This is a genomic window from Streptomyces sp. NPDC003691, assembly GCF_053981115.1.
The window spans coordinates 1-26,595 of sequence record NZ_JBSFNQ010000095.1; the positions used below are offsets into that span (position 1 = coordinate 1).

At 72.9% G+C, this 26,595-nt stretch carries 23 protein-coding genes and 2 pseudogenes; 15 read left to right on the plus strand and 10 right to left on the minus strand.

Annotated elements, in window-relative coordinates; genetic code table 11:
• Positions 1-88: 88 nt before the first annotated feature.
• Positions 89-1,276, minus strand: a pseudogene (locus ACWDR0_RS29525) (MFS transporter); the annotation flags it as partial.
• A 134-nt stretch (positions 1,277-1,410) separates the two neighbouring features.
• On the opposite strand from ACWDR0_RS29525, the gene ACWDR0_RS29530 reads away from it, so the two are divergent.
• The gene (locus ACWDR0_RS29530; RefSeq protein WP_456354857.1) at positions 1,411-2,010 is read left to right on the plus strand and encodes a TetR/AcrR family transcriptional regulator; all 600 of its coding nucleotides are present in this window, start codon (positions 1,411-1,413) and stop codon (positions 2,008-2,010) included.
• Between the two features lie 178 nt (positions 2,011-2,188).
• On the opposite strand, the gene ACWDR0_RS29535 is transcribed toward ACWDR0_RS29530, so the two are convergent.
• Positions 2,189-3,439 (minus strand): PucR family transcriptional regulator, encoded by a 1,251-nt coding sequence (locus ACWDR0_RS29535; RefSeq protein WP_456354858.1) that lies wholly within the window; start codon positions 3,437-3,439, stop codon positions 2,189-2,191.
• 190 nt (positions 3,440-3,629) lie between these two features.
• On the opposite strand from ACWDR0_RS29535, the gene ACWDR0_RS29540 reads away from it, so the two are divergent.
• Together ACWDR0_RS29540 and pruA are read left to right on the plus strand one after the other, a co-directional pair.
• Positions 3,630-4,556, plus strand: coding sequence for a proline dehydrogenase family protein (locus ACWDR0_RS29540; RefSeq protein ID WP_456354859.1), 927 nt, complete (start codon positions 3,630-3,632; stop codon positions 4,554-4,556).
• A gap of 57 nt (positions 4,557-4,613) precedes the next feature.
• On the plus strand, positions 4,614-6,254 hold the full coding sequence (gene pruA / locus ACWDR0_RS29545; protein ID WP_456354860.1) for an L-glutamate gamma-semialdehyde dehydrogenase: 1,641 nt from the start codon (positions 4,614-4,616) through the stop codon (positions 6,252-6,254).
• 120 nt (positions 6,255-6,374) lie between these two features.
• Here the strand turns inward: pruA and ACWDR0_RS29550 are convergent, their stop codons facing one another.
• The 5 genes and pseudogenes from ACWDR0_RS29550 to ACWDR0_RS29570 all read right to left on the minus strand — a co-directional run bounded on the left by ACWDR0_RS29550 (position 6,375) and on the right by ACWDR0_RS29570 (position 9,771).
• Entirely contained in the window at positions 6,375-6,713 is a 339-nt protein-coding gene (locus tag ACWDR0_RS29550; RefSeq protein WP_456354879.1) for an ArsR/SmtB family transcription factor, read from the minus strand.
• A gap of 169 nt (positions 6,714-6,882) precedes the next feature.
• Complete coding sequence (locus tag ACWDR0_RS29555; protein WP_456354861.1) at positions 6,883-7,410, minus strand: SRPBCC family protein; 528 nt, start codon at positions 7,408-7,410, stop codon at positions 6,883-6,885.
• A 214-nt stretch (positions 7,411-7,624) separates the two neighbouring features.
• Positions 7,625-8,174: pseudogene (locus tag ACWDR0_RS29560) on the minus strand (lysophospholipid acyltransferase family protein); the annotation flags it as partial.
• A 161-nt stretch (positions 8,175-8,335) separates the two neighbouring features.
• Positions 8,336-9,199, minus strand: a complete 864-nt coding sequence (locus tag ACWDR0_RS29565) for a phosphatidate cytidylyltransferase (RefSeq protein ID WP_456354862.1) — start codon at positions 9,197-9,199, stop codon at positions 8,336-8,338.
• Entirely contained in the window at positions 9,196-9,771 is a 576-nt protein-coding gene (locus ACWDR0_RS29570) for a CDP-alcohol phosphatidyltransferase family protein (protein ID WP_456354863.1), read from the minus strand. Before ACWDR0_RS29570 ends, ACWDR0_RS29565 begins: the two co-directional genes overlap by 4 nt.
• A 102-nt stretch (positions 9,772-9,873) precedes the next feature.
• On the opposite strand from ACWDR0_RS29570, the gene ACWDR0_RS29575 reads away from it, so the two are divergent.
• From ACWDR0_RS29575 to ACWDR0_RS29625, 11 genes are all read left to right on the plus strand, one after another.
• Positions 9,874-10,599, plus strand: coding sequence for a GNAT family N-acetyltransferase (locus tag ACWDR0_RS29575; RefSeq protein ID WP_456354864.1), 726 nt, complete (start codon positions 9,874-9,876; stop codon positions 10,597-10,599).
• A 348-nt stretch (positions 10,600-10,947) separates the two neighbouring features.
• Positions 10,948-11,079 (plus strand): hypothetical protein, encoded by a 132-nt coding sequence (locus tag ACWDR0_RS29580; RefSeq protein WP_456354865.1) that lies wholly within the window; start codon positions 10,948-10,950, stop codon positions 11,077-11,079.
• 103 nt (positions 11,080-11,182) lie between these two features.
• Entirely contained in the window at positions 11,183-12,223 is a 1,041-nt protein-coding gene (locus ACWDR0_RS29585) for a 3-isopropylmalate dehydrogenase (RefSeq protein ID WP_456354866.1), read from the plus strand.
• 261 nt (positions 12,224-12,484) lie between these two features.
• Complete coding sequence (locus tag ACWDR0_RS29590) at positions 12,485-13,573, plus strand: branched-chain amino acid aminotransferase (protein ID WP_456354867.1); 1,089 nt, start codon at positions 12,485-12,487, stop codon at positions 13,571-13,573.
• Between the two features lie 288 nt (positions 13,574-13,861).
• Positions 13,862-14,494 (plus strand): tetratricopeptide repeat protein, encoded by a 633-nt coding sequence (locus ACWDR0_RS29595; RefSeq protein WP_456354868.1) that lies wholly within the window; start codon positions 13,862-13,864, stop codon positions 14,492-14,494.
• Between the two features lie 227 nt (positions 14,495-14,721).
• On the plus strand, positions 14,722-15,762 hold the full coding sequence (locus tag ACWDR0_RS29600) for an agmatine deiminase family protein (protein ID WP_456354869.1): 1,041 nt from the start codon (positions 14,722-14,724) through the stop codon (positions 15,760-15,762).
• Between the two features lie 61 nt (positions 15,763-15,823).
• On the plus strand, positions 15,824-16,927 hold the full coding sequence (locus tag ACWDR0_RS29605) for a hypothetical protein (protein ID WP_456354870.1): 1,104 nt from the start codon (positions 15,824-15,826) through the stop codon (positions 16,925-16,927).
• Positions 16,928-17,009: 82 nt separating this feature from the next.
• A complete protein-coding gene (locus ACWDR0_RS29610; protein WP_456354871.1) occupies positions 17,010-17,627 on the plus strand; it encodes a TetR/AcrR family transcriptional regulator in 618 nt (205 codons plus the stop codon).
• Positions 17,628-17,812: 185 nt separating this feature from the next.
• Positions 17,813-19,144, plus strand: coding sequence for an MFS transporter (locus tag ACWDR0_RS29615; protein ID WP_456354872.1), 1,332 nt, complete (start codon positions 17,813-17,815; stop codon positions 19,142-19,144).
• Between the two features lie 295 nt (positions 19,145-19,439).
• Positions 19,440-21,044 (plus strand): citramalate synthase, encoded by a 1,605-nt coding sequence (gene cimA / locus ACWDR0_RS29620; protein ID WP_456354873.1) that lies wholly within the window; start codon positions 19,440-19,442, stop codon positions 21,042-21,044.
• A gap of 178 nt (positions 21,045-21,222) precedes the next feature.
• Complete coding sequence (locus ACWDR0_RS29625; RefSeq protein WP_456354874.1) at positions 21,223-21,804, plus strand: DUF6309 family protein; 582 nt, start codon at positions 21,223-21,225, stop codon at positions 21,802-21,804.
• On the opposite strand, the gene ACWDR0_RS29630 is transcribed toward ACWDR0_RS29625, so the two are convergent.
• The 3 genes from ACWDR0_RS29630 to ACWDR0_RS29640 form a co-directional block, all read right to left on the minus strand.
• A complete protein-coding gene (locus ACWDR0_RS29630) occupies positions 21,791-22,072 on the minus strand; it encodes a DUF397 domain-containing protein (protein ID WP_456354875.1) in 282 nt (93 codons plus the stop codon). The genes ACWDR0_RS29625 and ACWDR0_RS29630 overlap by 14 nt on opposite strands.
• On the minus strand, positions 22,069-22,890 hold the full coding sequence (locus ACWDR0_RS29635; RefSeq protein ID WP_456354876.1) for a helix-turn-helix domain-containing protein: 822 nt from the start codon (positions 22,888-22,890) through the stop codon (positions 22,069-22,071). Before ACWDR0_RS29635 ends, ACWDR0_RS29630 begins: the two co-directional genes overlap by 4 nt.
• Before the next feature lie 173 nt (positions 22,891-23,063).
• Positions 23,064-23,663 (minus strand): YceI family protein, encoded by a 600-nt coding sequence (locus ACWDR0_RS29640; RefSeq protein ID WP_456354877.1) that lies wholly within the window; start codon positions 23,661-23,663, stop codon positions 23,064-23,066.
• A 234-nt stretch (positions 23,664-23,897) separates the two neighbouring features.
• On the opposite strand from ACWDR0_RS29640, the gene ACWDR0_RS29645 reads away from it, so the two are divergent.
• On the plus strand, positions 23,898-26,285 hold the full coding sequence (locus ACWDR0_RS29645) for a polysaccharide lyase 8 family protein (protein ID WP_456354878.1): 2,388 nt from the start codon (positions 23,898-23,900) through the stop codon (positions 26,283-26,285).
• Positions 26,286-26,595 lie beyond the last annotated feature (310 nt).

Below are 26,595 nucleotides of genomic sequence, written 5' to 3' on the forward strand. Positions count from 1 at the left end.
TGGAGTTCCTCGGGGAGTCGGTCGAGCGGAAGGGGAGGGCGACGGCGATGAGTTCCGGCGCGCCTGCTCATAACGCTTCGGTGCACAACATGGCGTGATCGTTCATCAGCGCCAGTACGGAGACCAGCCCGGAACCGGTGACGCAGACCGCGGCCAGCAGCAGGGCGAGCTGGTCCGTTCCGACGGTGGAGAGGGCGGCGAACCCGGCCGCCGCCAGCAGGAAGGCGCCCGTGACCACGGTCCGCCGGGAGAGGAGCCGGGCCAGCGCGCCGGCGGCGGGGGCGGCGGCAGCGACGGGCAGTGCCGGGAGCACGCTCCACAGTGCCGCCTCCAAAGGGCCCATGGCGAGCACCGACTGGAGGTACTGGGTGGTGAAGTAGGCCGTTCCCATCAGGGCGAAGACCGCGAAGAGCAGCAGTGCCGCGCTGCGGCCGAAGGCCGGGCGGGCGAACAGCTCCCGGCTGATCATCGCGTTCGGGCGGGTCCGCTGCCGGTGGACGAAGAGGGCGCCGAAGAGCAGTCCGGCGGCCAGGCAGAGGACGGCGGTGAGGCCGGGCCCGTGGACGGCGATCTCCTTGAGCCCGTAGACGGAGGGCAGTACGGCGCCCAGCGACAGCGGCACGCTCAGCAGGTCGAAGCGGCCGGGCGCCGGGTCCCGGGACTCGGGGACGAGCAGGGGCGCGAGCACCAGCAGCAGCGCCATCGCCGGGATGTTGACCAGGAAGACGGAGCCCCACCAGAAGCGTTCGAGGAGCACCCCGCCGAGGACCGAGCCGAGCGCCACCCCGGTGGCCAGGGCGCTCGACCAGATCCCGATCGCCGTGGTGCGCTGCTGCGGGTCCCGGAACATCGTGCGCACCAGGGCCATGGTGCTCGGCATCAGGGTCGCGCCGCCGATGCCGAGCAGGACACGGGCGGTGATCAGCATCCCGGCGCTGTCGGCGGAGGCGGCCAGGAGGGACGCGGTGCCGAAGGCGGCGGCGCCGGTCAGCAGCAGTCTGCGGTGGCCGATGCGGTCGCCGAGGGAGCCCATGGTGATCAGCAGTCCGGCGAGGGCGAAGGCGTAGCTGTCGAGGATCCACAGTTGCTGGGCGGCGCTCGGGTCCAGGTCCCGGGCGATCTCGGGGATCGCGAAGTAGAGGACGGAGACGTCCATCGAGACCAGCAGGAGCGGCAGCAGGAGGACGGTGAAGGCGGTCCACTCACGGCGGCCGGCGCGCGGCGGGCCGTCCGCGGGCGGTGCCGGGCCGTCCGGGGGCGGAGCTGAAGGCGGCATGGCTGAAGGAGGCATGGCGAGGACCATACAAGCGTCTTAAACAACTGTCTAGAACATTCGTATAGGACGAACGTATGAGACATCTGTATGGGACGTGCGTATGGGGCCGGTCCGGCGGCGGTACGCTGCGGGCCATGGGACACCGTGAGGATCTGCTCGAAGGGGCCAAGCGCTGCCTGCTGGAGAAGGGGTACGCCAGGACCACGGCCCGTGACGTCGTCGCCGCGTCCGGCACCAACCTCGCGTCCATCGGCTACCACTACGGCTCCAAGGAGGCGCTCCTCCAGGAGGCGTTCTTCCGGCTGATGGAGGACTGGGGCAACTCCGTGGACGTCGCCGACGGGGAGGCACCCGGCGGGCCGCTCCCGGCGGGCGGGCCCGAACGTTTCGAAGCGGTCTGGGAGCGGGTGATCTCCGGTTTCCCCGCACACCGCGCGCTCTGGCGGCTCCAGACCGAGGTGGTGTCCCGGCTCGACGAGGACGAGAAGCTGGCCGAGGCCGTACGGAGCTGGCAGGCCCGGGGGCGCGCGGACCTGGCCGGACTGTTCGGCTCCGCGGGCGCGGGCGCGGGCGCGGGCGCGGACCTGGACCCGGAGCAGGCGCGGGTGGCCGGCCTGTTCGTCCAGGCGCTGGTGGCGGGTGTGATGAGCCAGTACGTTCTGGACCCGGAGTCCGCGCCGTCGGCGAAGGACCTGACGGCGGGTCTCAAGCTGCTGACGGGCGACGGGAGCTGACCCGGCGACCGCGCGCCCGCCGCCCCCTGCGCGGCAGGACGCCGGGCGCCGGGACGGACCCGTACGGTACGCCGCGTACACCGGGCTCTCCGCGCGACGAGGCGCCCGGCCGGTTCCGTCGCGCGACGAGGCGCCCGGCCGGATCGGCACCGCCCACCGCGCGCCCATCGCGCCCCCGCTACAGACGCGCCGTCTTCAGCACCATGTGCAGCAGCAGCCGGTCCTCGCCGTCCGCCAGGTCGAGGCCGGTGAGCTGTTCCACCCGGGACAGCCGGTAGTACAGCGTCTGGCGGTGGATGCCGAGCGCGGCGGCCGTCCGGCTCGCCTGGCCCGCGCAGTCGAGGAACACCTCGGCGGTCCTGGCCAGCTCCCGGTGGGCCGGGGCCAGCAGCGGCCGGACCGCCGGGTCCCCGGCTGCCGGGCCGTCGTCCGCCAGCGCGGTGAGCAGGCGGTACGGGCCGATGGCACCCCACTCCGTGACCCGCGCCGCCTCCGGCTCGGCGTGCGCCGCCCGGGCCGCGGCGGTCGCCTCGTACCAGGCGGTGTTCAGCTGGAGCAGCCCGGCGCGCGGCGCCGCGACCCCGGCCGCCACTCCCGCGGCGACCCCCGTCGCGGACCCGCCGCGGTCGCCGGTGAGCTGCTCGGCCACCGCCAGCGCGGGGCCCGAGCTCTCCGCGGAGCGCAGCCGTACCAGTGCCGCCAGCACCCGTGACGAGGGACCGGACGGCCCCCGCGGCGCCTCGGCCGCCCGGTGCCCCGCCGGGCCGGGCGCCGCCGGGACCCACGGCACGGTCAGGGTGCACAGGGCCGCGACCCCCGGCAGCGAGCGGGCCGACGGGGTGTCCGCCGGGGTCCACGGCGCCACGCACACCACCGCGTGCGGACCGTCCGTCCCCCGCCCGGACCCGCCGAGCGCCGTCCGCAGCGCCGCCACCGCCATGTCGTACTGCCAGCCCCGCTCCGCGGTCAGCGCGGTCCGCAGCTCGCGCGCGGCGTCCGTGCCGGCCCGCTCCTCGTCGGCCAGCAGGGTCCCGATCCGGGCGGCGACCTCCATCGCCGCGGCGAGCTGCTCGTCCGTCGGCCCCGGGCTGCTGTCCAGCAGCCAGACATAGCCGAGCACGACACCCCGATGGCGTACGGGAAGACAGAGCCGGTCGCGGTAGACCCCGGCGTCCGGGGCGGCCGGGATCCGGACCGGGCCGGTCGCCCGGGTGATGCCGAACCCCTCGAACCAGGCACGGACCGCCGGGGTGGAGCGGCGGGTGAGGATCGACCGGGTGCGGACCGGGTCGAGCTGGCTCTCGTCGAAGGCGCTGTCGCTGTCGTGGGCGCCGAAGGCGATCAGCCCGAAATCGCGGTTCTCCAGCGTGGCGGGGGCCGCCAGCAGCGCCGAGATCTCGTCGACCAGGTCCTGGTAATCGCCCTTCATCCGGACATTCTGGCACGCCCGGCCGTTCCCTTCAGACATCTGTCTGAGATCCCGGCCACGGATGCGTGACAGGTGTCGATGGCCGAGGATCGGAGCGATCCTTAGATTTCACGGTGGTTCTTCGTGCCGTTCCGGACCGGTTTCCCCGCGGTCCGGCACGGCCTGCTCGTACGTCTCCGTGGAGGTCCCCGTGCTGGGTCCCGTGATTCTCGCCGCGTCGCGCAGCGACAAGATGCGCCGTGTCATCTCGGCCGCGCCGGTCACCAAGCCTGTGGTGAACCGTTTCATCGCCGGTGAGACCGTGGCCGAGACGATTCCGGTCGTCCGGGACACGTCCGCCCGTGGCCTGGAAATCACCCTCGACGTCCTCGGCGAGGACATCACCGACCCGTCGGAGGCGCTGCGCGCCCGCGACGCCTATCTGGAGCTGATCGACGCCCTCCGGCCGCTCGGTCTCGGCGAGCGCGCCGAGATGTCGGTCAAGCTCTCCTCCTTCGGCCAGGCCCTGCCGGGCGGCCACGACCTGGCGCTGAAGAACGTCACCCCGGTCGTCGAGGCCGCCGCCGAGATCGGCACCACGGTCACCCTCGACATGGAGGACCACACCACCGTCGACTCGACCCTGGCCATCCACGCCGACCTGCGCGAGCGCTTCCCCCGCACCGGCGCGGTCGTCCAGTCGTACCTCTTCCGCACCGAGGACGACTGCCGGATGCTCGCCGAGGCCGGTTCCCGGGTCCGGCTGGTCAAGGGCGCCTACAAGGAGCCCGCGTCCGTCGCCTACCAGAACAAGGCCGAGGTCGACAAGGCGTACATCCGCTGCCTGCGGATCCTGATGGACGGCGAGGGGTACCCGATGATCGGGTCCCACGACCCGCGCATCATCTCCATCACCCAGGAGCTGGCCCGCCGCGCGGGCCGCAAGCTCGACGACTACGAGTTCCAGATGCTCTACGGCATCCGCGAGGCGGAGCAGGCGCGGCTGGCGGCCGAGGGCCACCGGATGCGCGTGTACATCGCGTACGGCACCGACTGGTACGGCTACTTCATGCGCCGGCTCGCCGAGCGCCCCGCCAACCTGGCGTTCTTCATGCGCTCCCTCGCCACCCGCGGCTGATCCCAGCCCCCGGAAACTCGCACGCACGTACGCACGAACGAAGGAGAGTCGGCACTCATGGACGCTGTCACTCAGGTCCCCGCGCCGGTCAACGAGCCGGTCCACTCCTACGCGCCGGGCAGCCCGGAGCGCGCCCGCCTGGAGGCGAAGCTCAAGGAGCTGGCCGAGAACCCGATCGAGCTGCCGATGACCATCGGCGGCGAGCGCCGGATGGGCGGCGGCGAGCGGGTCGACGTCGTGCAGCCGCACAACCACCGGGCCGTCATCGGCACCTTCGCCGGGGCCACCGAGCAGGACGCCCAGGACGCGATCGACGCGGCCCTGGCCGCCGCTCCGGCCTGGCGCGCGATGTCCTTCGACGACCGTGCCGCGATCATCCTGCGCGCCGCCGAGCTGCTGGCCGGCCCGTGGCGCGAGACGCTGGCCGCCTCCACCATGCTGGGCCAGTCCAAGACCGCCCAGCAGGCCGAGATCGACACGCCGTGCGAGCTGGTCGACTTCTGGCGGTTCAATGTCGCCTACGCCCGTGACCTGCTCGCCGAGCAGCCCCCGGCGAACTCCCCGGGCGTCTGGAACCGGCTGGACCACCGTCCGCTGGAGGGCTTCGTCTACGCGATCACGCCCTTCAACTTCACCGCCATCGCGGGCAACCTGCCCACCGCGCCCGCCCTGATGGGCAATGTGGTGATCTGGAAGCCGTCCCCGACCCAGACCCACTCCGCCGTGCTGCTGATGCAGCTGCTGGAGGAGGCCGGGCTGCCGAAGGGCGTCATCAACCTGGTCACCGGCGACGGCATCGCGGTCTCCGAGGTCGCGCTCAACCACCCCGCGCTCGCCGGTATCCACTTCACCGGCTCGACCCGCACCTTCCAGCACCTGTGGAAGACGGTCGGCGGCAACATCGAGAAGTACCGCGCCTACCCGCGGATCGTGGGCGAGACGGGCGGCAAGGACTTCGTCGTCGCCCACCCGAGCGCGGACCGCGCGGTGCTGAAGACCGCGCTGACCCGCGGCTCCTTCGAGTTCCAGGGCCAGAAGTGCTCGGCGACCTCCCGCGCCTACATTCCGGCGTCCATCTGGAACTCCGGCTTCAAGGAGGAGTTCGCGGCCGAGGTCGACGGGATCGCCATGGGCGACGTCACCGACCTCTCGCACTTCGTCGGCGCCGTCATCGACGACCGTGCCTTCGCGAAGAACAAGGCCGCGATCGACCGTGCCAAGGCCGACCCGACCTGCGAGATCGTCGCCGGCGGCACCTACGACGACTCGGTCGGCTACTTCGTCCGCCCGACCGTGATCCTCTGCACCGACCCGGGCAACGAGGTCTTCACGGACGAGTACTTCGGCCCGATCCTCGCGGTGTACGTCTACGAGGACGAGTCCCCCGAGGGCTACGACGCCATGCTGGACCAGATGGAGTCGGTGTCCGCGTACGCCCTGACCGGCTCGGTCATCGCGAACGACCGCGCCGCGGCCGCGCACACGATGGAGAAGCTGCGGTACGCCGCGGGCAACTTCTACATCAACGACAAGTCGACCGGTGCCGTCGTCGGCCAGCAGCCCTTCGGCGGCGGCCGCGCCTCGGGCACCAACGACAAGGCGGGCGCCCCGCAGAACCTGATGCGCTGGACGCTGACCCGCGCCATCAAGGAGACGCTGGTCCCGCCGACCGAGTACGGCTACCCCCACATGGGCTGACCCCACCCGGGCTCCGGCCCGGGGGGACCACCCCCCTCAGACACCGCCCCCGAACCGGCCCCCACGCCGGTCCGGGGGCGGTTTCCATTTCCGCCGGACCCGCGCCCCGGGCCCCGGGGGTCAGCCGGTGCCCGGGGGCGGGGGGTTCCGTGGGGTGGGGGATTCCGCGAGGCGTTTGATGCTGGTCAGGCGGGTGTCCCAGTCGGCGGCGACCCGGGTCATCCAGTGCGCCGCCGTGGTGAGGCGGCCGGGGAGGACGGTGAAGCGGGTCTCCCGGCCGGTGCGGCGGGCGCTGACCAGGCCCGCGCGGTCCAGGACGCCGAGGTGTTTGACGATCGCCTGGCGGCTGACCGGCAGTTCGGCGGCGAGCACGGTCGCCGTCGCGCTGCCGCGGGCGGCCAGGGCGTCGAGTATCCGGCGCCGGGTGGGGTCCGCCAGTGCGGACAGCACCTCCGACATGGACTCGGACACGGCGTCCGCCAGGGACGCGGCGGCGGGCCGGGCCGCCGCGGGCGGCGGAGAACCGGCCGGGGGTCCGGCCGCCGCCGCGGGGTCCGGGGTGTCGGTCCCGGGCGGCGGGGTGCCGCCCGGGGACGGGGTGCCGGTGCCAGTCGTCATGCCCTGATTCTCACCCGTCCGTTCCGCTGTCCCCGCAGGTGCCCCCGGTGACGCCGTCGGCCGTCTTCCCGGTCTCGGCGTAGTCCCTGATATTGACGACCTGGCCCGCCCAGCCGCCTTCGTGGCTCTCGTACGAGGCCGTGGCCCGGCGCTCCTCGGGGATCGACAGGGCGGCGAAGCCGGTCTCCACGACCCGCAGCCGGGTGCCGTCGCCGACCGGGGTGAGGGTGAACTCGACGAGCGTCGAATTGCCCTCCACCGCCTGCTCCCCGGGGTAGGCGGACGCCCAGCGGTAGGCGAACCTGCGCGGCGGCTCGACGGTCACGATGGTCGTCGGGAAGTGCCCGTACTCGCCGTGGTCGAGAAACATCGTGCCGCCGGGGCGCAGGTCCACCGGGGTCGGCTCGCCCTGGCCGAACCAGGCCCCGACGTGTTCGGGCTCGGTGAGTACGGCCCAGACCCGCTCCGGCGGCGCCGCGATGTCGATCTCCTTCTCGATCCGGTCCCGCTCCGGGGCCGCGGTGGTGTTCTCGCTCATGATCGGTGCCTCCTGATCCGGCTCCCTGAATAACGTGCTACCTCAGGGTTGCACGTCCTGAGATGACGTGCAACCGATCGGTTGCTCTTCAGGGGGGAGGGGAGTCAGCTCCGGGCCGCCGCGATCAGCGCCACCAGCAGCGTCAGGGGCGGGCCGAAGCGCGAGGCGGCGACCGTCGTCCGGCGGCCCTTCGGCGGATCCGTGTCCGCCGGGCCGTTCAGCGCGGCCACCTCGGCCCGCGCCCGGTCCGGGCCGACCGACGAGGGCAGCGGCGCTCCGATCCGCACCCGTACCGGCGACGGCCGCAGCCGTCCGTTCTTGGGCAGCAGCCGGTCCGTGCCCGCGATCCCCACCGGTACGACCGGCACCCCCGCCGCGGAGGCGAGCACCAGCGCGCCCCGGTGGAAGGCGCCGGGCGCGCCGTCCGCGCCGCGGGTGCCCTCCGGGAACAGCACCACCGCCCGCCCGGAACGCAGTTCGCCGGTCATCGCGAGCAGATCGCCCATGCCGCCGCCGGTCCGGCGGACCGGGAACCCGGCCGCCAGCCTGCGGCAGATCCGGCGCCGCCACGGCGAGGCGAACCAGTAGTCGGCCGCGGCGCCGATGGCCGGGGTGTGCCGGGCGTCCAGGGCGGCGAGCAGGGCGGCCGTATCGGCGTGCGAGCTGTGGTTGGCGACGACGACACAGCCCCCGCGCGGCAGCCGCCCCCGGCGCTCCACACCGCCGGTGAGGTGGAGGACGTACCACCAGAGCGCGCGGCGCAGAGCGGCGGCGGTACGGGAACGGGACGGCGCACGGGTCCCGCCGGAGGAGGCCGGGGGAGCGCCCGCCGGGCCGCGGTCCGGGTCCGGGACGTACGGGCCGGAGCCGGGACGCCAGTCCAAAGGGGCCGGGTCCGAGGGGCACGGGTCCGGGCCGGGGCCCTTCATGACGTCACCACCGCGGCCAGCAGCAGCGCCGGCAGCAGGGAGTCGATCCGGTCCAGCAGGCCGCCGAAGCCCGGCAGCCAGTCGCCCGCGTCCTTCACGCCCGCCTCCCGTTTGACCATCGACTCCAGCAGATCGCCCAGGACGCACCCGGCCAGCACCGCGGCCCACAGGGCCGGGGAGAACGCCCCGACCGCGAGCAGCACCAGCCCCGTGGCGGCCGCGGCACCCGCCACCCCCGCCCAGGTCTTGTTGGGGGAGAGCGGCGACAGCGGCCGGGCCAGGGGGCCGCGCCGGCCCAGCGCCGTACCGCCGCACCAGGCGCCGACATCGCCGAGCGCCACCGCCAGGCCCACCGCGATCGCCGTCTCCCCGAGCGTCACCAGACCGGTCAGCGGCAGCGGGATCCACAGCAGCCCGAAGGCGGTCCGGGCGGCCCGGGTGAATCCGGAGGCGCCGTCCCCCGACAGCAGCGCGGGCAGTACGGCCGCGAGCAGCAGCAGCCCGGCCGTCCGCGCGTCCGCCGTGCCCGGCGCCAGCCAGGCGAGCCCCGGGAGGGCCACCGCCCCGGCCGTCAGTACCGCGTGATCCGCCCGGGTCAGTCCCGCGAGGCGTACGTACTCCGCCACCGCGATCACCCCGAGCCCGGCCGCCAGCGCGAACGCCCCGCCCGCTCCCAGGAACAGCGACCCGAGGAAGACCGGGGCCGCGATCGCCCAGGTGCGCCAGCGGCGGCGGAGTTCGGTACGCATCCGGATCCGCGCGGGGAGTGCGGCCACCGCCAGTCCGCTCGCCCCCAGCGCCCCCGCGACCAGGGGTATCGCCCGTCCGAAGGCCTCGCCCGCCACCAGGGTGCCGCTCATCGGGCCAGCTCCCGGCGGAGCCGGGCCAGCCGCAGCAGGGCGGTCAGCGCCGAGCCCGCGGCGAGTACCGCCAGCGCCGGTACCGGCCGGCCGGTGGCCGCCGCGGCCACGACCAGCAGGCACCGCTCGGTCTTGCCGACCGGCCCGCCGTTGATCCGGCGGCCCCCGGCCGCCGCGCCCGCCAGCGACACCCACGACGGCAGGGTCGCGGCCAGCCCGGCGACCGCCACCAGCCAGAGCGGGGCGATCGCCAGGAACCCGGCCAGCACCAGCAGATCCGCCGCCCGGTCGCCCAGCTCGTTGACCAGCGCGCCGCGCGGCCCCGTACGGCCGGTCTCCCGGGCCACCGCGCCGTCGAGATTGGCGAAGCCGAGCCGGGCCGCGAGCAGGACCGCGACCGGGAGCGCGGCGAGCGGTGCGGGCAGCAGTGCGAGGGCGGCGGCCGCGCCGCCCGCGCAGAGGACACCGGCGGCCGTGAGGGCGTCGGGGGAGACCCGGCGCCGGACCAGCACGCCGCGGACCCCGGCGAGCCGGGTTGCGTACCAGGGCTTGAGAGCGTAGAGGCCGTTCATGGGGAACAACTGTTCTCCGGCCGCCGGTTTTCCGTCATGTGGCGGATACTCAGATCGGAAATTGAGTACGCCCCCGGGCCGCCCGGTGCCAGGGTGAGCGCCATGCCCACGACGCCTTCCCACGACCCCGCCGAGCCCCCCGAGCCCTCCGACCGCGCTGAGCCCTCCGCCCCCGCCGAGCCCGCCCTTCTCCCGGCCGCCCCGCCCGTGCTCCTGCACACCTGGCAGCTCGGCCCGGCCGGTCTCGCCGAGATCCGCGAACTGCTGGACGAGGTCTTCGAAGGAGACTTCTCCGACGAGGACTTCGAGCACGGCCTCGGGGGCCTGCACGCCCTGGTCCGCGACCCCGGCGGCCGGCTGGTGGCACACGGTGCCGTGGTGATGCGGCGGGTGCTCCACGGCGGGCCCGCCGCCGACGGCGGGCACGGCGGGCACAGCGCCGGAGACGGGCGCAGCGCCGGGGACGGGGACGGGGGCGGACACAGTGCCGGGGACGGGCACGGCGGGCGCTGGTACCGCGTCGGATACGTGGAGAACATCGGCGTCCTGGCGGCGCTGCGCCGCCGGGGGATCGGCGGGTCGGTACTGGCCGCCCTCGAAGAAGTGGTGGCCGGGGCCTACGACTTCGGCGCGCTCTCCGCCTCCGAGGAGGGCGAGAAGCTCTACCGCTCCCGGGGCTGGCGCCCCTGGGGCGGCCGGATCCTCGGTGTCGGCCCCGGGGGCCTGGTCCGGCTGCCCGAGGAGGAGGGCTCGGTCTACGTCCGGGGCGGGATCCCGGCCCCGGAGGACGCACTGGCCTTCGACTGGCGCGACGGCGACGTCCTCTGACACCCGCCGGGCCCGGCTGCCGGGCCGGCAGCCGCGGCCGCCCGGACCTTCGCCTGCCCGTCCGGGACATTGCCGGACGTTCACCCCTTCGAGTGACTTCGAAGCCCGGCCGCACACCGCTGTGAGCTGCGGGTTCCATGATCTCCGTCTCAGATAGTAGGAAGTCCGACTACTTGTGGAGACAGGAGCGCGTCGCTGCCCTAACTTTGTAGAAGCCGAACGTCCCGCTCGATCCAGCGAAGGGCGGTCCGGGCTCGTGTCCCACCGGCAGGTGACCCCTGCGCGACACGCCCCCGCCCCCAATCGGCGCCCCTCCGGCATCCCCGTGATCCCCCAGGAGTCAACGCCATGTCCGCTGAGACCGCCCGCCCCGCCCGTGTCCGCCGCTCCCGCACCACCGAGTCCGACCGCCGCAACGCGGCCGCGGCCCTCCAGCGTGCGCTCGACCGCCGTGACAACGGCGGCGCCACGGGACACTGAGCCCCTTCCGCCCCCGGATCGCCGTCAACCGCCCCCGGAAAAGCCCCTGTCCAGCAGGTGGACACTCCGTGTCATGGGATGGGATGGCGAGTAGGGTTCCCCCATGCCCCGCAGCCTCAACATCGCAGTCATCCCCGGCGACGGCATCGGCAAGGAAGTCGTCGCCCAGGGACTCAAGGTCCTGACCTCCGTCCTCCCGCAGGACGTCAAGCTGGAGACCACCGAGTACGACCTCGGCGCCCAGCGCTGGCACCGCACCGGGGAGACCCTCCCGGACGCGGAGCTGGAGGCCCTCAAGGGGCACGACGCGATCCTCCTCGGCGCCATCGGCGACCCCTCCGTGCCCTCGGGCGTGCTGGAGCGCGGTCTGCTGCTCAAGCTGCGGTTCGCCTTCGACCACTACGTCAACCTGCGGCCGTCGAAGCTGTTCCCGAACACCGCGACGCCGCTGGCCGGCCGCCCCGAGATCGACTTCGTGGTCGTCCGCGAGGGCACCGAGGGCCCGTACACGGGCAACGGCGGCTCCCTGCGCACGGGCACGCCCGCCGAGGTCGCCACCGAGGTCAGCCTGAACACGGCGTACGGCGTCGAGCGCGTCGTCCGTGACGCGTACGAGCGCGCCAACGCCCGCCCCCGCAAGAAGCTGACGCTGGTCCACAAGAACAACGTCCTGGTCTACGCGGGCCATCTGTGGAAGAACATCTTCGACCGGGTGGGGCAGGAGTACCCCGAGGTCACCACCGACTATCTGCATGTCGACGCGGCGACGATCTTCTTCGTCACCCAGCCGGAGCGCTTCGACGTCATCGTCACCGACAACCTCTTCGGTGACATCCTCACCGACCTCGCCGCCGCCGTCACCGGCGGAATCGGCCTGGCGGCCTCCGGCAACATCAACCCGACGGGCGCTTTCCCGTCGATGTTCGAACCCGTCCACGGCTCCGCCCCCGATATCGCGGGGACCGGCAAGGCCGACCCGACGGCGACGATCCTCTCCGTCGCCCTCCTCCTGCGCCACCTCGGCTTCGACGCCGAGGCCGGCCGGATCGAGGAGGCCGCCTCGGCCGACCTGGCCGCCCGCGACGGAAGCTTCCGCACGACGGACGAGATCGGCGACGCGCTCGCGGTACGCGTAGCGGACTGACCCGACGAAGCCTCCAGAGCCGCCGGGTCGCACACAGCGCCCGGCGGCTCCTTCGTGCGGCCTCCGGGTGCCCCGCCTCCAGCCATCAGCAGGGGGGCCGCACACTCAGCCCGTACCACCCGTTTCGGGCGGCCGCCCCCTGGGGCGATAATCGAAACGGGCCGTGGTCCACGGGAATGCTCGGACGTCCTAGCACCGCATGCGGACGTCCCGGGCGGCGTGTGTGCGGTCCGCCAATCAAACGGTGAAGGAACTGCACTCATGACGATGCCCACGATCGAGCTGAAGCCCTCCGCTAATCCGCTGTCCGCGGCCGAGCGCGAGGCGATCCTGGCGGACCCGGGATTCGGCCGCCACTTCACCGACCACATGGTGACCATCCGCTGGACCGAGGGCCGCGGCTGGCACGACGCCCAGCTCACGCCGTACGCGCCGCTGTCCATCGACCCGGCCAATATGACCCTGCACTACGCGCAGGAGATCTTCGAGGGACTCAAGGCGTACCGCCGCCCCGACGGTTCCGTCGCCACCTTCCGCCCGGACGCCAACGCGGCCCGCTTCCAGGTCTCGGCCCGCAGGCTGGCCATGCCGGAGCTGCCCGTCGAGACCTTCGTCGCCGCCTGCGACGCCCTGGTCCAGGCCGACAAGGCATGGGTTCCCGAGCACGGCGGCGAGGCGTCGCTCTACCTCCGCCCGTTCATGATCGCGGCCGAGGTCGGTCTCGGGGTCCGCCCGGCCAACGAGTACCTCTTCATCGTCATCGCCTCCCCGGCCGGTCCGTACTTCCCCGGCGGGGTCGAGCCGGTCTCGGTCTGGCTCTCCGAGAACTACGTCCGTGCGGTCCCCGGCGGTATGGGCTTCGCCAAGACCGGCGGCAACTACGCCGCCTCCCTGCTGGCCCAGGCCGAGGCCGCCGAGGAGGGCTGCGACCAGGTCGTCTGGCTCGACGCGCTGGAGCACCGGTGGGTCGAGGAGATGGGCGGGATGAACCTGTACTTCGTCTACGGGAACAAGATCGTCACGCCCGCGCTGACCGGCTCCCTGCTCGCCGGGATCACCCGCGACTCCCTCCTCGCCCTCGCCGCCGACCTCGGTTACGAGGCGGAGGAGGGCCGGATCTCCACCGACCAGTGGCGGGCCGACGCCGAGAGCGGTGCCCTCACCGAGGTCTTCGCCTGCGGTACGGCCGCGGTCATCACCCCGGTCGGCCGGGTCAAGTCCGCGTCCGGCGAGTGGCTCCAGAGCGACGGCAAGCCCGGCGAGGTGACCCTGAAGCTCCGCAAGACGCTGCTGGGCATCCAGACCGGCACCGAGGCCGACGCGCACGGCTGGATGCACGACCTGGGCTGACCGGCCTCCCGCCGGGGCCGCCGGGCCCCCAAGTCCTGCCTCCCGCCGGGGCCGCCGGACTCGGGGGCGCCCGAGCGCGGGGGCGACGCCCTCCGGCGCTCCGGCCTCGGCCGGCCCGGGCCTGCGGCTGCCCGGCCCGGTTGCCCCGGCCCGGCCCGGGCCTGCGGCTCCGGCTCGTCACGCCTCGGCCCGCCCGTGGCCGGGCGGGCCGCTCCGGCTTCACCGGCCGGGCCCGCTCCCGCGGAAATGGCCATGCCCTCGTCCCCGCCCTCCGGCGAGGATGGGGGCATGGTCATTTCCGAGAACAGCGGCACTGAACGGCCCGTGCCCGCCGGACAGCCGAACCGTGCCGGGCAGCCGGAGCCGGGGGAGCCCGGCCGCGCCCCCGAAGACCCCGCTCCCACGGTGTCCGGCCCGGCGCGCGACCGTGAACTGGCCGAAGCGGCCGCGCTGCGCGACAGCGGGGATCCGGCGGCCCGTGAGGAGGCCCGCCGCAGGCTGGTGGCGCTCGCCGCCGGGCTGCCCGGCGACGCCGAGGTGGCGTACCACGCGGCCTGGGCCCATGACGTACTGGAACGCGAGGCCGAGGCGGTGCCGTACTACGAACGCGCCCTGGCCGCCACGGACCCGGCGCTCCCGCCGGACGACCGCTGCGAGGCGTATCTCGGGCTCGGCAGCACCTACCGGGTGCTCGGCCGGTACGAGGACGCCGAACGCACCCTGCGCGCCGGGGTCGCCGCCTTCCCCGGCCACGGCGGGCTGCGGGCCTTCCTCGGGATGGCCCTCTACAACACCGGCCGCCACGAGGAGTCCGTACGGCTGCTGCTCGAACTGCTCGTCCGGACCAGCGACGACCCCACCGTCCGGACCTTCGGCCGGGCCATCTCCTCCTACGCGGAGGATCTGAACCGGACGGTCTGAGCACCGGTCCCCGACGCGTCCGCCCGGCCGCACTCCGGCGGAACCGCCGTGCCCGCCTCGGCCCCCGCCGCCTCGGCCCGCGCCGCACCGGCCCCGCGCCGCCCCGGGCCGCTCGCGCGCACCCCTGAAAAGCAGGGCACCTTTTAGAGCAGTGCTCGAAAACATCTCCGTCATGCCTTCTCATCTCCATGCCCGCTGCTTAGAGTGATGCTCAAAAGGAGATGCCGATGTTCCGTATGCCGCCCGAGTGGGCGCCCCATGAGCGCACCTGGATGGCCTGGCCCGTCCCCAATACGACCTTCCCGGACGCCGCCGGGCTGGCGGAGGCCCGGCGCGCCTGGGCCGCGGTCGCCCGTGCCGTCCGGCGCTTCGAGCCCGTGACGGTGGTGGCCGGCCCCGGCGGGGGCGAGGAGGCGCGGGCCCTGCTCGGACCCGGTATCGAGGTGGTGGAGCGGCGGCTCGACGACGCGTGGATGCGCGACATCGGGCCGACCTTCGTCAGCGACGGCACCCGGCTCGCCGCCGTGGACTGGGTGTTCAACGGCTGGGGCGCCCAGGAGTGGGCCTTTTGGGAGCACGACCGGAAGATCGCCCGCGCGGTGGCGGAGTTGGCGGGTGTGCCCGTCCACGGCTCCCCGCTGGTCAACGAGGGCGGCGGGATCCATGTCGACGGCGAGGGCACGGTCCTGCTCACCGAGACCGTCCAGCTCGGCCCGGAGCGCAACCCGGGCTGGAGCCGCGAGCGGGTGGAGACCGAGATCCACGCCCGGCTCGGCACCAGCAAGGCGATCTGGCTGCCCCGGGGCCTGACCGCCGACTATCCGCCGTACGGCTACGGCACGCTCGGCCATGTCGACATCGTCGCCGCCTTCGCCGGACCCGGCGTGATCGTCGCCCACACCCAGCCGGATCCGGCCCATCCCGACCATGAACCCTGCGCCCGGAACGTGGAGTTCCTGCGGGGTTGCACCGATGCCAAGGGGCGCCCCTTCGAGGTGGTCGAGGTGCCCGCGCCGACCGCCGTGCACGGCGAGGACGGCGGCTGGGCCGACTACTCGTACATCAACCACTACGTCTGCAACGGCGGTGTGGTGCTCTGCGCCTTCGACGATCCGCGCGACGAGGAGGCGGCCGCCGTCTTCCGGCGGCTCTACCCGGACCGGGAGGTCGTGCTCGTCGACGCCCGGACGATCTTCGCGGGCGGTGGCGGGATCCACTGCATAACCCAGCAACAGCCCGCGGTGACGGGACACGCCGGGAGAGAATGACGCGGTGGACGGCCCACGGGCGTACGGAGGGGGCCGTTCACTCCAGTGGAGGTGAGTGAGCATGTCCCCAACCGCAGGCGGCTCCGGGGCGGTTGCCCCCGGCGGCACCGACCGGGCCGAGTTCGAGGCGGACACCCGGGCGCACCGGCAGTTGTACTGGACCACCGAGCCCGCCGAGCTGATCACCACCGTCACCGCGCATATCGCAGCGGGCCGGACACTGCTGGCCGGTGCCGGTGATGCCACCGACACCAGTACCGGCCCCGCCACGGACACGGCGGCGGACGGGAACGGGAACGCCGACAGGGACGGAGACGGGGACGGGGACGGCACCGCGGTCGCGGCCGCCCTCGCCGAGAGCCTGCTGCTCGTGGGCCGCACCGAACTCCTCGGCCGCCACGATCCGGCGGCGGCCCGTGCCGCCCTCCGGGAGGCCCGTGAGACGGCCGCGGCCGCCGGGGATCCGCTGCTGGAGGCGGCCGCCCTCGCGCTGCTGGCCCTGATCCCCGCCGACGGCCGGTCCGCGGAGGCGGCGGAGCCGTTCGCCCGGGCCCGCGCTCTGCTGGCCGCTCCCGGGGCCCGGCCCGAGGCAGCCGGGGTCCTCGACTGGCTGGACGCGGTGGAGGCCGAGCGGGCCACCCGCGACGGGGAGCACCACAAGGCGCTCCGGCTGGTCTCCCTCCTCGAAGGCGCCCGGGCCCGGTCCGAGGACCGCCCCTTCCCGCCGTGGCTCGACTGGTGCACGACGGCCCGGGTCGGCATCCTCAAGGGCCGGATCCAGCTCTCCGCGGGTCTGGTGGCGCAGGCCCGGCGGACCCTGCTCTACGCGATGGCGACCGTACGCCCCGACGACCACGGCCAGCGGTCCCTGATCTACGCGGGCCTCGCCGCCGTCGAGTGCGCCGACGGCCAGGCGTACGAGTCCTGCGGCTACGCCTGCCGTTCCCTGGAGCACATCGAGGCGGGCGGCGATGTGATGGGCGTCCGGGGGACCCTGGCGGAGTATCTGCACGACTCCTGTGTCCACGATCTGTACGACAGCCTCTCGCTCTCCCCGGCCGAACCTCCGGCCCCGGCCGACATCACCGCGGTCACCCGCGGGGGAACCGATGCCGGGGCGCGGATGCCGGAAGGGCCCCGGGGATCCGGTAGAACGTACGGGTGAATCACTTGCCGGGGGCGCCGATGGGGGCGCGCGCAACGGAACCGTCGGACGAAGGCGCCCGCAGGGCCGGGAGGTCCGGCCGGTGACCCCGCCCACCCGGCGGCGCAATATCGCCCCGCCCCGCGAAACCGTGTTCGCCGCTGCCATGGCGACCATCGCCGAACACGGCCTCGAAACGCTGACCATGGCCGGTCTCGGCCGGGACGTCGGCATGAGCAGCGGCCATCTCCTCTACTACTTCGGCACCAAGGACGAACTCCTGCTCCAGACGCTGGAGTGGAGCGAGGGACGGCTCGGCGCCGAGCGGGCCGCGCTGCTCTCCGGGCAGGCGCCCGCCGCCGGGAAGCTGGCCGGATATGTGGAGCTGTACGTCCCCGGCGGCCCGCGCGATCCGCACTGGACGCTCTGGCTGGAGGTGTGGACCCGCTCGGCCGGGGCGGCGGACACGGCCCGCGCCCGGCAGGCGGCGATCGAAGGCGCCTGGCACCGGGATCTGGTCGCGCTGCTCGCCGAGGGCATTTCGCACGGCGAATTCCGCCCGGTCGACCCGGACCGTTTCGCGGTCCGCCTGAGGGCTCTCCTGGACGGCCTGAGCGTCCATATCGCCGTCGGCCTCCCCGGCACGAGCCGCCCCCAAGCCCTCACCCACGTAACAGAGCACCTGACGGATTCCCTCCTGCTGCCCGAACCCGACAATTAGGGGCGCGAGAAAGGCGGCCAGGGGCGCGAGGAACTGCGCGAGCAACCAGAACCGGCGGAGGGCCGAACTCAACGATCATGAGAACGGCGCTCGCACCAGCAGGGGAACGCAACGCACGCAAGTAGGCGCGATCGTTGCCGCCGCAACCCTTGTCGGCCCCCGGGCCCTCCGGGACGGTGCTGCCCATGCGCCAAGGCCACTGGAAGAAGATCTGGATCGGCTCCGCCGGGAACCTCGTCGAATGGTTCGACTGGTTCGTCTACGCCAGCTTCGCGACCTACTTCGCCGGCGCCTTCTTCCCCGAGGGCAACGACACCGCCAAGCTCATGAACACCGCGGGCATTTTCGCCGTCGGCTTCTTCATGCGGCCGGTCGGCGGCTGGCTGCTCGGCCGGGTCGCCGACCGGCGGGGGCGGAAGACGGCGCTGACCCTCACCGTCACCCTGATGTCCGCGTCCGCCGTGCTGATCGCCGCCGCCCCGACCTACGCGGTCGCCGGATACGGCGGCGCGGCCGTCCTGCTGGTCGCCCGGCTGCTCCAGGGGCTCTCTGTCGGCGGCGAGTACGCGGCCAGCGCCACCTATCTCACCGAGGCGTCCGCGCCCGGCCGCCGCGGTCTGGCCTCCAGCTTCCAGTACGTCTCCATGACCGCGGGCCAGATCCTGGGCCTGGGGATCCTGCTGGTCCTCCAGAGCACCATGTCCGATGCGGCCCTGCACTCCTGGGGCTGGCGCATCCCGTTCGTCGTCGGCGCGCTGGGCGCCGCGGTCGTGTTCTATCTGCGGCGCGAGATGCTGGAGACGGAGGTCTACGAGCAGAGGGACGACGGTGCCGCGGAGAACGGCACGGTCCGGGCGCTGCTGGCCCACAAGCGGGAGGCGTTCCTCGTGGTCGCGCTCACCATGGGCGGGACCGTGGCCTATTACACGTACACCACCTACCTTACGAAGTACCTCTCCAACTCCGCGGGACTCTCCAAGCAGACCGCGACCCTGGTCTCCTTCTGCGCGCTGATCGTCTTCGCCTGTCTCCAGCCGCTCGCGGGTGCCCTCTCCGACCGGATCGGCCGCCGCCCGCTGCTGATCACCTTCGCCCTGGGCTCCACCCTCCTCACCGTCCCGATCATGACGATGCTGAAGCACGCGGGCTCCTTCTGGCCCGCTTTCGGGCTTGCCCTGCTCGCCCTGGTGGTGATCACCGGCTACACCTCCATCAACGCCTGTGTGAAGGCGGAGCTTTTCCCGACCGGGATCCGGGCGCTGGGTGTCGCCCTGCCGTACGCCGTCGCCAACGCCCTCTTCGGCGGTACGGCGGAGTACGTGGCGCTCTGGTTCAAGGACTCCGGCGCCGAGTCCGGGTACTACTGGTACGTCGCGGGCTGTGCCGCGGTCTCCCTGGTCGTCTATCTCACGATGCGGGAGACCCGGGACATCGACCTCGCCACGGTCGGCAAGGAGCGGACCACCGGTCCGGAACCGCGGCCGGTCCCGGCACCGGCGGGCGGTCCCGCATCGTGAGACGCCGGGGCGGCCCGCCGGGAGGCTGTGGCACCATGCGACCGTGCCTACTCTCGCCATGATTATCGGCAGCAGGCGCGCCGGTCCGCAGTGAAGGCCCCGTACGTATCCCGTACGACGCCGCCACCGTGTCCCCAGACCCGCGCGCAGACCTCTCGCATTCGCGAGGGGTTTTTTTGATTCTCCACCCCGGTTCCGGCCCCACCCACCGCCGGAAACGGACAGCGCGAGAGGATAGGGACAAGTGGATCCAGAAGTTCCGGGAGCCACGCATTCGACAGGAGCAGAACCAGCCATGACGACGAAGCCGACGGTGGACGACAGCTTCCACGTCTTCGACACCACACTCCGCGACGGCGCACAGCGCGAGGGCATCAACCTCACCGTCGCGGACAAGCTGACCATCGCCCGTCACCTGGACGAGTTCGGCGTGGGGTTCATCGAGGGCGGCTGGCCGGGCGCCAACCCCCGGGACACCGAGTTCTTCGCCCGGGCCCAGCAGGAGATCGACTTCAAGAACGCCCAGCTGGTGGCCTTCGGCGCCACCCGCCGGGCCGGGTCGACCGCCGCCGCCGACCCCCAGGTGCAGGCGCTGCTCGCCTCCGGCGCGCCCGTGATCACCCTGGTCGCCAAGGCCCATGACCGCCATGTCGAACTGGCGCTCCGCACCACCCTCGACGAGAACCTCGCGATGGTCCGGGACACCGTCTCCCACCTCCGGGAGCAGGGCCGCCGGGTGTTCGTCGACTGCGAGCACTTCTTCGACGGCTACCGCGCCAACCCGGCCTACGCCAAGGCCGTCGTCCGCGCCGCCGCCGAGGCCGGCGCCGATGTCGTCGTGCTCTGCGACACGAACGGCGGCATGCTGCCCGCCCAGATCCAGGCCGTCGTCGCCACCGTCATCGCCGACACCGGCGCCCGGCTCGGCATCCACGCCCAGGACGACACGGGCTGCGCCGTCGCCAACACCCTCGCCGCCGTCGACGCGGGCGCCACGCATGTCCAGTGCACCGCCAACGGCTACGGCGAGCGCGTCGGCAACGCCAACCTCTTCCCGGTCGTCGCCGCCCTGGAGCTGAAGTACGACAAGCGGGTCCTGCCCGAGGGCGCGCTGGCCGAGATGACCCGCATCTCCCACGCCATCGCCGAGGTCGTCAACCTCACCCCCTCCACCCACCAGCCCTATGTGGGTGTCTCCGCCTTCGCCCACAAGGCCGGACTGCACGCCTCCGCCATCAAGGTCGACCCTGACCTCTACCAGCACATCGACCCCGAGCAGGTCGGCAACACCATGCGGATGCTGGTCTCCGACATGGCGGGCCGCGCGTCCATCGAGCTGAAGGGCAAGGAGCTGGGCATCGACCTGGGCGGCGACCGCGAGCTGGTCGGCCGGGTCGTCGAGCGGGTCAAGGAGCGCGAGCTCCAGGGCTACACCTACGAGGCCGCCGACGCCTCCTTCGAGCTGCTGCTGCGCGCCGAGGCCGACGGGCGGCCCCCGCGCTACTTCCGCACCGAGTCCTGGCGCGCCATCGCGGAGGACCGCCCGGACGGCAGCCACGCCAACGAGGCCACCGTGAAGCTCTGGGCCAAGGGCGAGCGGATCGTCGCCACGGCCGAGGGCAACGGGCCGGTGAACGCCCTGGACCGCGCCATGCGGGTCGGCCTGGAGCGCATCTACCCGCAGCTCGCAAAGCTTGAGCTGGTGGACTACAAGGTCCGCATCCTGGAGGGCCGCCACGGCACCGAGTCCACCACCCGGGTCCTGATCACCACCGGTGACGGCAAGGGCGAGTGGGCCACGGTCGGCGTCGCGGAGAACGTGATCGCCGCCTCCTGGCAGGCCCTGGAGGACGCGTACACCTACGGACTGCTGCGCGCCGGAGTCGAACCGGCGGAGTAGCCGCCCGCGGGGCCGGACACCCCGCCCGCGCCCGGACACCGGCGAAAGTCGGCCAATGTCCGGGCCGGCGGGAGTGGGTGGGTAGTGCACGGGGATACGCTCCCCGGCTGTCCCACCGTGATCGTTCCGGCGGCTCCGGAGCACACCGCGGCCCCGGCATGAGCAAAGGCGTCCCCGTATGCGAGTCCTCGCCCCCGTCTCCTTCGAGCATGTCCTGACCACCTTCAACCGGGAGCATCCCTATGTCCCGGACGAGGCGGGCAACACCAACGACGACGCCGAGGAGAACCTCTGCCACGCCCAGCTCGAACTGGGCCACTGGCACCATGTGCGGCTCGACCGCTCCGAGGTGCTGGACGTGGTCCTGCCGTGGCATACGGGGGAGTACGGCGAGACCGAGCTGATCGCGCCGGAGGGGACGACGGTCGCGGCGGCCGTGGCCCGGCTGCGGGCGCTGGGGGAGTCGTACCGGCGCGGGAACCCGGACTGCGCGGCCCGGCTGGCGCACCACGCCAAGGCGCCGATGACCCCGGTGTATCTGTCGGCCCGGGCCGTCCCGGGGCCGGACTACGAGCGGCTGGCGGTACGGGAGGGGCTGATCCACCTGGACGGGCTGCACCGGATGCTGGCCTGGGAGCTGTCCGGACGGCTCGCCGGGGGCGCGGTGGTGGAGGCGTATATGGCGAGCGCCGCCCGGAGCCATGTCGGCCAGGTCCGGACGGCGCTGGACACCACGGGGGAGGGCGTCAGCGGGCGCTGACGAACGCCTTCCAGGCGGCGGGGGCGACGGTCAGCATCGGCCCGTCCTGGACCTTGGAGTCCCGGATATGGACGGCGGCGGAGTGGGCCGCGATCTCGACGCAGTCCCCGCCCTGGTCGCTGCTATAGCTGGACTTGTACCAGTCGTAGGCGACCTCGACGCAGTCCCCGCCCTCGTCGCCGCTGTAGCTCGACTTGCGCCACTCGTAGGCGACTTCGACGCAGTCCCCGCCCTGGCTGCCGCTATAGCTCGACTTGAACCAGATCATGTCTCTCCTAGCAACGCGTCCAGAAAGTCCATGCTCTCCCCGGGGGAGAGGGCCTGTGAACGCAGCATCCCATACTTCGTCAGAAGCACACTGGCTTCGTCGGGATCATCGACCAGGAAGCTCACCCGCTGCCCTTCCACATAGGCGAGTTGGTCGTGGTCCGGGGTCTCCAGCAGCACCATGGGGCCGGCCAGCCCGGCATGGCGTTCGGTCCGGGTCGGCATGATCTGGAGCCCCAGAAAGGGCAGTTCGGCGATTTGCCGTAGGTGTTGGTTCTGGGCGCGGAGCACTCGCTCACCGCCGACCGGGCGGTAGAGGATGGACTCCTCCAGCAGGAAGTTGAGCATCGGCCGGGGCTTCCGCCGGAGCAGCTCCTGTCGCTCCAGTCTGGCCAGGACCCACTCCTCCAGCTCGTCTTCGTCCAGCGGTGGATAGAGATTGGAGAAGACCGCCCGCATGTAGTCGGCGGTCTGGAGCAGCCCCGGAACCACCTGGTTCTGATACGAGAGCAGGTTCAGGGCCTCCTGTTCGTAGTCCACGAACTCCTGGGCGAAGAGCGGAAAGCGCTCCCGAGGCGGGACGTTCTTCACCCCGGAGGCCAGGGCCCCCTTCGTATGGAGCAGCTCGTCCAGCCGCTCCGCGAGGTCCAGCTTCAGTGCCCTGCGCCCCTGTTCGATGGAGGCGATGGTTTCGATGTCGAGTTCGAGTGCCTCGGCCAACTGGGCCTGGGTGTACCCCGCGGCCTTTCGCAGGGTGGCCAGTTGCGCTCCGAGGACGTGCCATGAGGTGCCCCGCTTGGGGCGTTTCGCGGTTTGCATGTTGGCTTCCTTGCCCACCACGGCACGCGATCGACCGGATACTGCGCGTACAAAAAAACTGTACGAGTGCGGTACGGGTCCCGACGGACCCCGGATACGACAGAGCGCGTCCACCCCGGCCGGGGCGAGGACGCGCTTCTGTCGGTGCGGAGCCGTGCGGTGCGAGCGGCTCGTCAGCTCTTCTTGATGGCGGAGATGTCGAGGTTGAGCTTCACCTTGTCGCTGACCATCACGCCGCCGGTCTCCAGGGCCGCGTTCCAGGTCAGGCCCCACTCGGAGCGCAGGATGGTGGCGAAGCCCTCGAAGCCGACGCGCTCGTTGCCGTAGACGTCGGTCGCGGTGCCGTTGAACTCCAGGTTGATGGTGAGCGGACGGGTGACGTCCTTGATGGTGAGGTCGCCGATGATCCGGTAGTTGTCGCCGCCGGCCGCCTCGGCGCGGGTGGAGCGGAAGGTCATCAGGGGGAACTTCTCGGCGTCGAAGAAGTCGGCGCTGCGGAGGTGGTTGTCGCGGTCCTCGATACCGGTGTCGATGCTGGCGATCCGGACGTCGATGCTGGCGCTGGACTGCTCCGGGTCGGCACCGTTCAGGACGAGCGTGCCCTCGTAGTCGTCGAAGCCGCCGCGGACGTTGGTGACCATCGCGTGCCGGACCTGGAAACCGATCTGGCTGTGCGCCGGGTCGATCACGTACTCGCCGGTCAGGGCCGCCAGGGCGGGGTCCACGGGGGCGGCGGACTCGGTGGCGTCGGACTTGCGGTTGAAGATGCCCATGACGGACTCCTGAGAGGGGGGTGGGAACGGGGTTGTTTAAGGTTCAACGAGAACGACTGTAGCGACATTCCGTTTAATCTTCAACATCTTCTGCGGGGTTCACCCGAACGGCCCTCCGGGGCAGGCTCCGGGTGGAAGGCAAGCGCTTTCAGTATCGGCGCGGGGCCCGTTGTCGGCCCGGCGACACCCTGCTAGCGATGGGTGCGCCCCCTCTACGCCCCCGGAGGTACTCCTATGCCCCAGCCGCCTGTGCCCCAGCCGCCCCGGCCCTGGTCCCGCCGGTCCTTCGTCGCCGCCGCCGCGGGATTAGCCGGGGCTGCCGGGGCCCTCGCCGCCCTCCCGCCCGCCGCCGCCGCGGACCCGGCGCCCCCGGACCCGTCGCCTCCGGACCCGTACACCCCCCTCCGCCGCCGCTGGCTGGAGATCACCCTCGGCACCGGCTACGACCCCGCCGCCGAGCCGTACGCCGCCCGGATCGCCGAAACCGCCCGGCTCGCCGCCGCCCACCGCGCCGCCATGGCCCCCGGCCCCGGCTCCCTCTGGCCCGACCTTCCCTTACTCCCGCCCGCGCCGCCGTCCGGGATCACCCGCAGCCTCGCCCGCCTCTGGACCATGGCCCAGGCGTACGCGTACGGCACCGGCGACGGCCCCGGACTCCTCGCCGACACCCTCCACGGCCTCGGCCACCTCACCGCCCTCGCCTTCCACCCCGGCGCCGAGCCCCACGGCAACTGGTGGGAGTGGCGCATCGGCAGCCCCCGCCTCCTGATGGACCTGGTCGCCCTCCTCCACGACCACCTCGCCGCCGACACCGTCGCCACCGCCTGCGCCACCGTCGACCACTTCGTCCCCGACACCCTGCTCGCCGACTACTCCGGCGTCTCCACCGGCGCCAACCGGGTCGACCTCTGCCGCTCCACCGCCCTCCGAGGCGTCCTCGGCCGGGCCCCGGACCGGATCGCCCGCGCCCGCGACGCGCTCTCGCCGGTCTTCCCGTACGTCACCGAAGGCGACGGCCTCTACGCCGACGGGTCCTTCGTTCAGCACACCCGCGTCCCCTACACCGGCACCTACGGACAGGTCCTGCTCGACGGGCTCGCCCGCCTCTTCGCCCTGCTCGACGGCTCCCCCTGGGAGATCACCGACCCGGCCCGCCGGAACATCGCCGAGAGCGTCGACCGGGCCTTCGTCCCGCTGATCCACCAGGGGCTGATCATGGACAGCGTCAACGGGCGGGCGGTCAGCCGGGGCCTCGCCCGCGACGACGAACGCCGCATCCCGCGCGGCGACCACTTCCACGGGCACGCCGTGATCGCCGCCATCGCACTGCTCGGCCGCAGTGCCCCCGCCGCCGACCGGGACCGCTGGCACGGACTCATCAAGGGCTGGGCCGCCCGGGACACGGCAGACTCCCTCCTCACCGCGCCCCAGTTCGGCACCGCCGATCTCGCCCGGCTCGCCGCGGCCGCCACCGCCCCGGTCCCGGCCGTATCCCCGCCCACCGGACACACCCTCTTCGCCGCCATGGACCGGGCCGTGCACCGCCGCCCCGGCTGGACCGTGAACATCGCCCTGGCCTCGGACCGCACCGCTTACTACGAATGCGGCAACGGCGAGCATCCGCGCGGCTGGCACACCGGCGCGGGCCTGCTCCTCTGGTGGCCCGCCGACACCCTCGGCGACCAGTACACCGACTGGTTCTGGCCCACCGCCGACCCCTACCGGATGCCCGGCACCACCGTCTCCACGAAACGCCTCGCCGACAACGAGGGCGGCGAATGGGGCGCGCCCCGGCCCGCCGCCCGCTGGGCCGGGGGCGCCACCGACGGCACGTACGCCGCGATCGGGCAGTCCCTGGAGGGCCTCGGCTCCACCCTCCGGGCCCGCCAGTCCTGGTTCTGCGCCGACGACGCCGTCGTCTGCCTCGGCGCGGGCATCACCTGCACCGACGGCGTACCCGTGGAGACCGTGATCGACCACCGCAATCTCGGCGCCGCCGGCCGGGCCCGCTTCCGGTACGGCGCCCGCTGGGCGCATCTGGCGGGCCACGGCGGCTGGGTCCTGCCCGACGGCACCCGCACCCTGCGCACCCTGGCCGAGGACCGCACCGGGGCCTGGGCCGATATCAACACCGGAGGCAGCCCCGAACGGGCCACCCGCCGCTACCGCACCCTCTGGCTGGACCACGGGACCGACCCCGTCGACGCCTCGTACCGCTACCTCCTGATGCCCGGGGCGAGCGCCGCCCGGGTCGCCGCCCGCGCCGCCGACCCCCGCTGGCTGCGGGTCCTCGCCAACGACGCCCGCTGCCAGGCGGTGGCCATTCCCTCCCTGGGCCTGACCGCCGCCAACTTCTTCGCCCCCGGCACGGCCGGACCGCTGACCGCCTCCGCGCCCGTGAGCGTCCTCGTCCGGGAGGACGGCAGCGGCGGCGCCACCCTCCATCTCGCGGATCCGGAACGCTCCGCCGCCCCCGTAGAGATCGTCTGGCGGCGGCCCGCCCGCGCCGTCACGGCCCATGACCCCGCGATCGAGGTCCTCGCCACCGGCAGGGCCGTTCGGCTGAGACTCCGCACCGGGACGGCGGGCACCAGCCGGGGCTGCCGGGTGACAGCGGACTGAACGGATTGTGTAAGTCCTACAAACAACAGTGGGCTGCGGCTGGCAACTGGCGCGGTCGGTGAAATCCTTCTGTGCGAGAGTCACAGGAGAATCGGCCCGAGACTGTACGGAGTCAACGGCAGAGTTTTCTCGGCGCTGTCCGTAGGGTCGATACATGACCGTTGTCGACGAGACCCCCAGCGAGCCCACCGACGCACGCGGGCGCGTGGCCGAGCTGCACGATCTCCGGGAGCGGGCGGTGCGCGGCCCGAGTGACCGGGCGACCGAGGCGCAGCACGCCAAGGGGAAGCTGACCGCTCGTGAGCGGATC